Source organism: Streptomyces sp. NPDC059224, assembly GCF_042754285.1.
Lineage (GTDB): Bacteria > Actinomycetota > Actinomycetes > Streptomycetales > Streptomycetaceae > Streptomyces.
Map to the genome: position 1 here is coordinate 39,705 of NZ_JBHZAN010000057.1, position 8,476 is coordinate 48,180.

Below are 8,476 nucleotides of genomic sequence, written 5' to 3' on the forward strand. Positions count from 1 at the left end.
GCACACCATGGCATCCATCCGGACGACCCGCCCCAGGGCCATCAAGGGCACCCGCAGCCGCGGTATCGCCCTGCACGCCGTCCTGATCGTCGGTCTGCTGCTCTCGGCCTTCCCGTTCTACTGGGCCGTGATCATGTCGACGCACACCACGTCGGAGATCTTCTCCTACCCGCCCAAGCTGCTGCCGGGCTCGCACTTCCTGGAGAACGCCCGCAGCCTCTTCGACAACGTCGACTTCTTCGGGTCGATGTGGAACTCGCTGCTGGTCGCGGGCTCGGTGACCTTCCTGGTGCTGTTCTTCGACTCGCTGGCCGCCTTCGTCTTCGCCAAGTTCGTCTTCCCCGGCAAGAACGTGCTGTTCGCCCTGCTGATGGTCATCTTCATGGTACCGGCCCAGCTGTCCGCCATCCCACAGTTCGTCATCATGGCGAAGCTGGGCTGGATCGGTTCGATGACCTCGCTGATCGTGCCGGCGGCGGCCAACGCGTTCGGCATCTTCTGGATGCGCCAGTACATGAAGGGCGCCATCCACGACGAACTCCTCGACGCCTCCCGCATCGACGGCGCGAGCTTCCTCCGCCAGTACTGGCACGTGGCCCTCCCGGTGGTCCGGCCGGGCCTCGCCTTCCTCGGCATCTTCACCTTCATGGGCCAGTGGAACGACTACGCCTGGCCCCTGATCGCCCTCACCAACCCGGACAACGTCACCCTCCAGGTCGCGCTGTCCCAGCTCAACGGAACCCATGGCACCACCGACTACGGAATGGTCATGACCGGCGCACTCCTCGCCCTCGTCCCGCTGCTCGTCGTGTTCGCGGTCGGCGCCCGCCAGATCATCGGCGACCTGGCCAAGGGAGCCATCAAGTGACGGACCCGCTGGTGGCCGTCCGCCCCTGGGAGGCACCCGAGGTGACCTCCTGGGGGCGGTTGCCGATGAACGCCGTGGACCGCCGTCCGGGGGCGCTGTCCCTGGACGGCGAGTGGCGCTTCCAGCTGCTGCCGGCCCCCGACGCGCCGGTCGGGGCGGCCTGGTCGACCGTGCACGTCCCCGGTGCGTGGACCCTCCAGGAGACGGACGACCTGCCGCAGTACACGAACGTCCGGATGCCCTTCCCCGAGTTCCCGCCGCACTCCCCCGCCGCCAACCCCACCGGCGTCCACGAGCGCGAGCTGGACGTGCCCGCCGAGTGGGCCGGCCGCCGGATCGTCCTCCAGGTCGGGGCCGCCGGGAGCGTGCTCCTCGTGCACGTGGACGGGCGGCCCGTCGGCATCTCCAAGGACTCCCATCTGGCGGCCGAGTTCGACCTCACCGGGGTGGTACGCCCCGGTGAGCGGTCCCTCCTGCGGCTGACCGTCGTCAAGTGGTCGGACGCCTCGCACCTCGAGGACCAGGACCACTGGTGGCACGGCGGGATCACCCGCTCCGTGCTGCTGTACGCGACCGACCCGCTGTATCTCGCGGACGTGACCGTGCGGGCACGCCGGGACGGCGACCTGCGGGTGGACTGCCTCGTACGGGACCGCGGCGGTGCGCTGCCGGACGGCTGGTACGTCACCGGCGACCTGGACGGCACGCTCCTCGCGCAGGACGCCGAGTTCGACCGGTTCAACACCGAGGACGACCGGGTCTCCGACTTCCTCGGCGAGGCCCGCATCCGTGCCACCGTGGCCGGGGTCCGCACCTGGAACGCGGAGCAGCCCGAGCTGTACGGGCTGACCGTCCGGCTGCACCGCGCCGACGGCACGGTCGCCGACACGTCGTACCAGCGCATCGGCTTCCGGGACGTCGAGATCGTCGGCCGGGACCTGCTGGTCAACGGCGAGCGGATCTTCGTGCGGGGCGTCAACCGGCACGACTTCCACCCGCTCACCGGGCGGACGGTGTCGTACGACGACATGCGCGCGGACCTGGTGGTGCTGAAGCGGTTCGGGTTCAACGCGATCCGCACCGCGCACTACCCGAACGACCCCGCGCTCTACGGCCTCGCCGACGAGCTGGGCTTCTACGTCGTCGACGAGGCGGACATCGAGTCCCACGACCACGCGCACGAGATCGCCGACGACCCTCGCTATCTCAACGCCTTCGTGGACCGGGTCTCCCGGATGGTGCTGCGGGACAAGAACCATCCGTCGGTGATCATCTGGTCCCTGGGCAACGAGTCCGACTACGGGGCGAACCACGACGCGGCGGCGGGCTGGGTGCGGCGGCACGACCCGAGCCGGCCGGTCCAGTACGAGGGCGCGGCCAAGCGCGGCTGGGCCGACCCGGACGTCACCTCCGACATCGCCTGCCCCATGTACGCGCCGCTGGCGGACTGCGTGGCGCACGCGTTGTCAGGGGAACAGACGAAACCGCTCATCCAGTGCGAGTACTCGCACGCCATGGGCAACAGCAACGGCACGCTGGCCGACCACTGGGCTGCCATCGAGTCCACTCCGGGTCTTCAGGGCGGGTTCATCTGGGAGTTCTGGGACCACGGAATCCTCCAGCGGGTGAGCGACGGCAGACCGGTCGGGCGCGCGGGCGCCGGACTGTACGACAACGGTGTCGCCGCGCCCGGTCACCGCTGGGCGTACGGCGGCGACTTCGGCGAGGCCCTGCACGACGGGGCGTTCGTCGCGGACGGCATGGTCTTCCCGGACCGGACCCCCAAGCCCGCGATGTACGAGCACCGGGAGATCGCGGCGCCGGTCCGCATCAGGTGCTTCCGGCACGAGGGCATCGTGCTCGCCAACCACCAGCACTTCCGGGGCTTCGACTGGCTGACGGGAACCTGGGAGCTGACGCTGGCCGACGGCCGTACCCTGACCGGTCCGGCGGAGCTGCCCGAGCTGTGCCCCGGCGAGACCGCGGCGGTGCCGCTGCCCTTCGAGGTCCCGGCGGACGGCGGCGAGGCATGGCTGACGCTGCGGGTGACCACGGCCGGGGACCAGGCGTGGGCACCGGCCGGTACGGAGGTGTGCGCGCCGCAGATCCGGCTGCGGGCCCCCGCCCCGGCGCCGGCGGCCGTCCCGGTCGGGGCCCGTGTCGAGGTGGACGGCGAGGGGCTGCTGCGGCATCCGCTGCTGGCCGCCGCGCCGGCGCTCTCCCTGTGGCGGGCGCCGACCGACAACGACGAGCTGGGCGGGATCGCGGTGCGCTGGCGGGCCTGGGGCCTGGACAGCCTGGTGCGCAAGGTGGTCTCGGTACGGCGGGACGACGACCGGGTGACGGTGCTCGCCGAGTACGCAGGAACGACCGGAGCCGTGCGGCACCGGCAGGAGTTCACCGCGGTCGAGGGTGGCGTCCGGGTCGAGGAGTCGGCCGAACTGCCCGCGGAGTTCGACGACGTGGCCCGGGTCGGCTCGGTCTTCGAGACGGTGGCCGGCCCGGATGTGCTGGAGTGGTTCGGTCAGGGTCCCTGGGAGTCGTACCCGGACCGTGCCTCCGGTGCCCCCGTCGGCCACCACCGCCTCCCGGTGGACGAGTTGTTCACCCCGTATCTGCGGCCCCAGGAGAGCGGTGGCCGGCACGGTGTACGGCGCTTCACGCTGTCGGCGCCGGACGCCACCGGACTCGCGGTCGAGCTGGACGGGCCCCGCCAGGTCTCCGTCAGCCGCTACCGCGCCGAGGACCTCACCGCCGTCACCCACCACGACGAACTCGTGCCCCGGGCGGGCTGCGTGGTCCACATCGACGCCGCGCACCGGGGCCTCGGTACGGCCTCGTGCGGTTCCGACACCTTCCCCTCGTACCTCGTCGCCCCGGGAGTCCACCGCTGGAGCTGGACCCTGCGCGTCCTGTGAGATCCCGCCGCGCCCTTCGCACGGCCCGGTCACCCACGAACCGGGCGACGGCGACCCGTGGGCGGACACGTGGCTCTGGTCGAACCCCCTCTCCGCGGACGTAGTGGGTTCCTGACGGTCGCTCGCCGGCGGTTGCCGCCGGCCCGCGGGTGCGCCATGCTGCGATCCGTGCCCCACAGCGCACCCGCCCTCCGCTCGGCGCCCGACCGGCTGCTGTCGGTGCTGGCCGCGTTCGACCACGGGCATCCGGCGCTCAGTCTCAGCGACATCGGCCGCCGGGCCGGGCTCTCCCTGACCACCGCGCATCGCCTGGTCGGCGCGCTCACCGCGTGGGGCGCGCTGGAACGCGACGCCGAGGGCCTGTACCACGTGGGGCTGCGGCTCTGGGAGCTGGCCGCGCTGGCGCCCCGGGGGCTCGCGCTGCGCCAGGCCGCGCTGCCGTACCTGGAGGACCTGTACGAGGCGACGCACGAGAACGTGCAGCTGGCGGTGCGGGACGGCGCCGAGGCCGTGTACATCGAGTGGCTGGCCGGGCGTTCGGCGGTGGGCGTGCACATCCGGGTGGGCGCCCGCTGGCCGCTGCACGCCACGGGAGTCGGGCTCGCCCTGCTCGCCCACGAGACGCCCGGCTTCCAGGAGGACTACTGCAGCGGCCCTTTGGCCGCCTTCACGCCGTACACCCTGACGGAACCCGCCCGGTTGCGCCGTGCACTGGCCGAAGTCCGGCGTACCGGGGTCGCGGTGAGCAGCCGTCAGGTCACCGACGACGCGCTGTCGGTGGCGGCCCCGGTGCGCGGAGCCGCGGGACAGGTGGCCGCCGCCGTGTCGGTGGTCGTGCCGTGGGCGGACGCCGAGGTACCGGCGCTGGTCCCGGCGGTGCGGCTGGCTGCCCGGGGGGTCTCCCGGGCCCTGGGCTGGCGGCCGGAGCGCACGGACCAGGCCGTGTAGCGTGACCGGGTGACAGTGAGCGAGGTTTACCGGGAGCTGGGCGAGGCCGCCTGGTCGTGGGTACTGGACCAGGTGCGGGACGACGAGGGCCCCTGGCTGCCGGAGGACGTGCCCGAGGACACCGGCGACCTCGCGCCCGCCGAGGACCGGGACTCGCTGTACTCGGGCATCGCGGGGCTGGCCCCGGTGCTGGCGGAGATCGCCCGGTACCGGGCGCTCGGCGAGCGGGAACAGGCCCTGGCGGCCGGGATCGTGCGCCGCCTGTCGGCGCGGGCCCCCGTCGTTGCCGAACCCTCCCTCTACATCGGCCTGGCTGGCCACGCCACGGCGCTGCGGTTGCTCGAACCGGGCAGCGAGGCGGTCGTGCTGCGGCGGCTCGCCGAGCTCGCGACCCCCGAGGGCTGGCGGACCACCACCGCGTTCGTACCGGATTCCGACGCGCCCCTGACCGACATCATCATGGGCGTCGCGGGCGTGGTCATGACGGCCGTCTGGGCGGGCGGCGAGTACGCGGAACCGATCGCGACGACCGGCGGCGAGGCCCTGCTGCGGATGGCCGACCGCACCGAGGCGGGCCTGGACTGGGGAATCTCGCCGAGCACGCAGTCGCGCTGCCCGAACTACTCGCACGGCGCCGCCGGGGTGGCCTCCGCCCTGGCGGTGGCGGGCGCGGCCCTGCACCGCGAGGACTTCGTCACGGCCGCCGTGGCGGGGGCCCGGCACGTGCTGTCCATGGGCTCACTGGCGGACGGCGGCTTCGTCGTGCCGCACACGATCCCTCCGTCGAAGCGCGAGGTGGAGCCGGTCACCTACACCTGGTGCCACGGGCCGACGGGCACCTCGCACCTCTTCACGGCGCTCGCCCACGCGGGCGTCAACGAGGTGGCCGGGCACGACGTCGGGGAACTGCGGCAGCGCTGCATGACCTCGGTCCTCGCCTCGGGACTCCCGGAGCGGCTGCGCCCCGGGTTCTGGGACAACGACGGCCGCTGCTGCGGCACTGCCGGGGTGGGTGACGTCCTCCTGGACGCGGCCCAGGACTGCGCGGGGACACCGAGGGCGAAGACACTGGTGGACGGCGCGCTGCGGATGGGCGACGCCCTGGTGGAGCGGGCGATAAGGGACGCGGCGGGCGCCCGCTGGCGGTTCGTGGAGTACCGCGTCGAGAACCCGCTGCTGCCGCCGGGCACGTCCTGGATGCAGGGCGCGGCGGGCATCGCCGCCTACCTGCTGCGCCTGGCCCGGTACCTCGACACCGGCCCGGGCGCCCCGGTGGTGGACCGCCCGGACCAGTGGTGGGCGGTACCGGCCGGGACCCGGCTCACGTACGGCACGTGAGCGCGGGTCGGCCGAGCGTCGCCGTGCAGCCGGTCTCGTCGTCCCCGGACCGATGGTGATCGCCGCCACCGGTCCGGGACCTCGCACACGCTGTGAGCGCTGTTCCGACTCGTGAGAGGGAGCCCCGGCGCCCGCGGTCTTCCTCCGCCCGGCGGCAGAACGATCGCATGACCGGGCCCGGTCCCCCGGCGGCGGTCCCCCGGCGGCGGGCCGCCGGTTCAGCGGGCGGTTCCGCGCGCAGCCGGCGGTCGCGTGGTGCCGGCTTGCGATCGAGCCGGGCGTCCGGGAGGCGCCGGGCCGCGTCGCGGCGGCCGCCCTCCACCAGTGCGTACAGCAACGTCCGTGCCACGACCTCCCGTTGGGCCGCGCTGCCGCCGACCCCGCGCAGCACCGGCAGCGGCAGGTCCGGTCCGCGGGCCGCCTCGTGCGCCCCGGACTCTCAGTGGACATGGGCCAGCGCGTGCACCACGTGTCCGGAGGCGGGTTCGGCGGTCGGGGCGCGGTGGGCGAGCCGCCAACGGCCTCGACGGCCGAGACCCGCCCTGGCCGGCCGGGAAGGCGGCCGGTGCGGTCCGGCCGATCGTCGCCTTCACTGCCTGAACTCCCTTGGGGGATAAGGAGTTTCCTTGCTTTAACACTTGACGACGCAAGGCTCGGGGAGCACGCTGGGCGGCGCCTTGAGAGCGCTCTCAATAAGGTGTTCGGCGCTCCTCGTGGCACCCCGCACCCCTGCCCGTACGCGAGAGGCCCCTCATGACTGAATCCCCCGGCCGTTCCCCGGCCGGCCAGCGACGGCGGCACTCCTTCCGCCGTACCCTCGTGGCCGCGTTCGCCACGATGGGCCTGGCGGCGACCGCCGCCACGACCGCCACCCATCCCGCCATCGCCTCCGCACCAGATGTTCCGTCCGGCTGGAGCCGGGTCTTCGTCGACGATTTCGACGGCGCCGCCGGATCCGGCATCGACACGTCCCGTTGGCAGTACACGACGGGCACGGGCTACCCCGGCGGCCCAGGAGGCTTTGGCACCGGCGAGGTCGAGACGATGACCTCCAGTCCCGACAACGTCTCGCTCGACGGTGCGGGCAACCTCCGCATCACACCGCGGCGCGACGGCGCCGGTAACTGGACGTCCGGCCGAATCGAGACGACGCGCTCCGACTTCCAGCCGGCCCCCGGAGGCAAGCTGCGCGTCGAGGCCCGCCTCCAGATGCCGAACGTGACCGGCGCCGCGGCCAAGGGCTACTGGCCCGCCTTCTGGATGCTGGGCGCACCGTACCGCGGCAACTGGTGGAACTGGCCCGGCGTGGGCGAGTTGGACATCATGGAGAACGTCCAGGGCCTGAACAACGAGTGGGCCACGATGCACTGCGGCACACTCCCGAACGGCCCCTGCAACGAGAAGTCCGGCATCGGCGGCCAGAAGGCCTGCGAGGGCGCGACCTGCCAGGGCGGCTTCCACACCTACGCCGTCGAGTGGGACAGGTCGACCAGCCCCGAGCAGATGCGCTTCTACCTGGACGGGGTCAGCTTCCATACGGTCAAGGAGAACCAGGTCGACCCGACGACCTGGGCCAACGCCACCGACCACGGCTACTTCATCATTCTGAACGTCGCCATGGGCGGCGAGTTCCCCGACGCCTTCGGCGGCGGCCCGGACGCGGGCACCGTTCCCGGCCACCCGCTCGTCGTCGACTACGTCCAGGTCCTCCAGTCGGCGGGCGGCAGTGGAGACTCGGGCGGCACCGGCGGCACCGGAGACTCAGGCGGCACCGGTGGCGGCGGAGACTCAGGCGGCACCGGCGGCTCAGGTGGTACCGGTGGCGGTGGAGACTCAGGCGGCACCGGCGGCACCGGCGGCACGCGCGACGCGTACAGCGCGATCGAGGCCGAGTCCTACGACAGCCAGTCCGGCACCAGCACCGAGACCACCTCGGACACCGGCGGCGGCCAGGACATCACCTCGGTGGCGAACGGCGACTGGGCGCTCTACAAGGACGTCGACTTCGGTTCCTCGGCGGCCAGCCAGTTCTACGCCCGGGTCGCCGGCGGCGCGGCGAGCGGTGTCAGCGGGCTGGTCGAGGTACGCCTCGACAGCCGCACGAGCCCACCCGTCGGCAGCTTCGCGATCGGCGACACCGGGGGCTGGCAGAGCTGGCGGACGGTCCCGGCCAACATCACCGGCGTCACCGGCACCCACGATGTCTATCTGACCTACACCAGCGGGCAGGGCGCCGACTTCGTGAACGTCAACTGGTTCGACTTCGGTCGCTGACCCGGTCGCGGGGGACGCCCCCCCGGGCGGTGCCGGCGCCCCCCCAGGCCCAGCCCCGGGGGCGGCAGGGCCCCGGGGACCGGGGGCCCCCCCCCGACCCCCCCCCCCCCGCCCGCGCCCGCGGGCCACC

At 73.1% G+C, this 8,476-nt stretch carries 5 protein-coding genes and 1 pseudogene; 5 read left to right on the top strand and 1 reads right to left on the bottom strand.

Annotation, left to right across the window (positions count from 1 at the left end; translation table 11 throughout):
- Positions 1-7: 7 nt before the first annotated feature.
- The 4 genes from ACFXI4_RS40560 (at position 8) to ACFXI4_RS40575 (ending at position 6,072) form a co-directional block, all read left to right on the top strand.
- Positions 8-868 (top strand): carbohydrate ABC transporter permease, encoded by an 861-nt coding sequence (locus ACFXI4_RS40560; RefSeq protein ID WP_385001478.1) that lies wholly within the window; start codon positions 8-10, stop codon positions 866-868.
- Positions 865-3,786 carry a glycoside hydrolase family 2 TIM barrel-domain containing protein gene (locus tag ACFXI4_RS40565; protein ID WP_385001481.1) on the top strand — a complete coding sequence of 974 codons (2,922 nt, stop codon included), beginning with the start codon at positions 865-867 and terminating at the stop codon, positions 3,784-3,786. Before ACFXI4_RS40560 ends, ACFXI4_RS40565 begins: the two co-directional genes overlap by 4 nt.
- 168 nt (positions 3,787-3,954) lie before the next feature.
- Positions 3,955-4,734, top strand: a complete 780-nt coding sequence (locus ACFXI4_RS40570) for an IclR family transcriptional regulator (RefSeq protein WP_385001484.1) — start codon at positions 3,955-3,957, stop codon at positions 4,732-4,734.
- Positions 4,735-4,743: 9 nt separating this feature from the next.
- Positions 4,744-6,072: a lanthionine synthetase LanC family protein gene (locus tag ACFXI4_RS40575; RefSeq protein ID WP_385001487.1), complete on the top strand. Its 1,329-nt coding sequence runs from the start codon at positions 4,744-4,746 to the stop codon at positions 6,070-6,072.
- Between the two features lie 226 nt (positions 6,073-6,298).
- Here ACFXI4_RS40575 and ACFXI4_RS40580 read toward each other — a convergent pair.
- Positions 6,299-6,499: pseudogene (locus ACFXI4_RS40580) on the bottom strand (hypothetical protein); the annotation flags it as partial.
- 326 nt (positions 6,500-6,825) lie between these two features.
- Here ACFXI4_RS40580 and ACFXI4_RS40585 point away from each other — a divergent pair.
- Complete coding sequence (locus ACFXI4_RS40585) at positions 6,826-8,346, top strand: glycoside hydrolase family 16 protein (protein WP_385001490.1); 1,521 nt, start codon at positions 6,826-6,828, stop codon at positions 8,344-8,346.
- Positions 8,347-8,476: the final 130 nt, after the last annotated feature.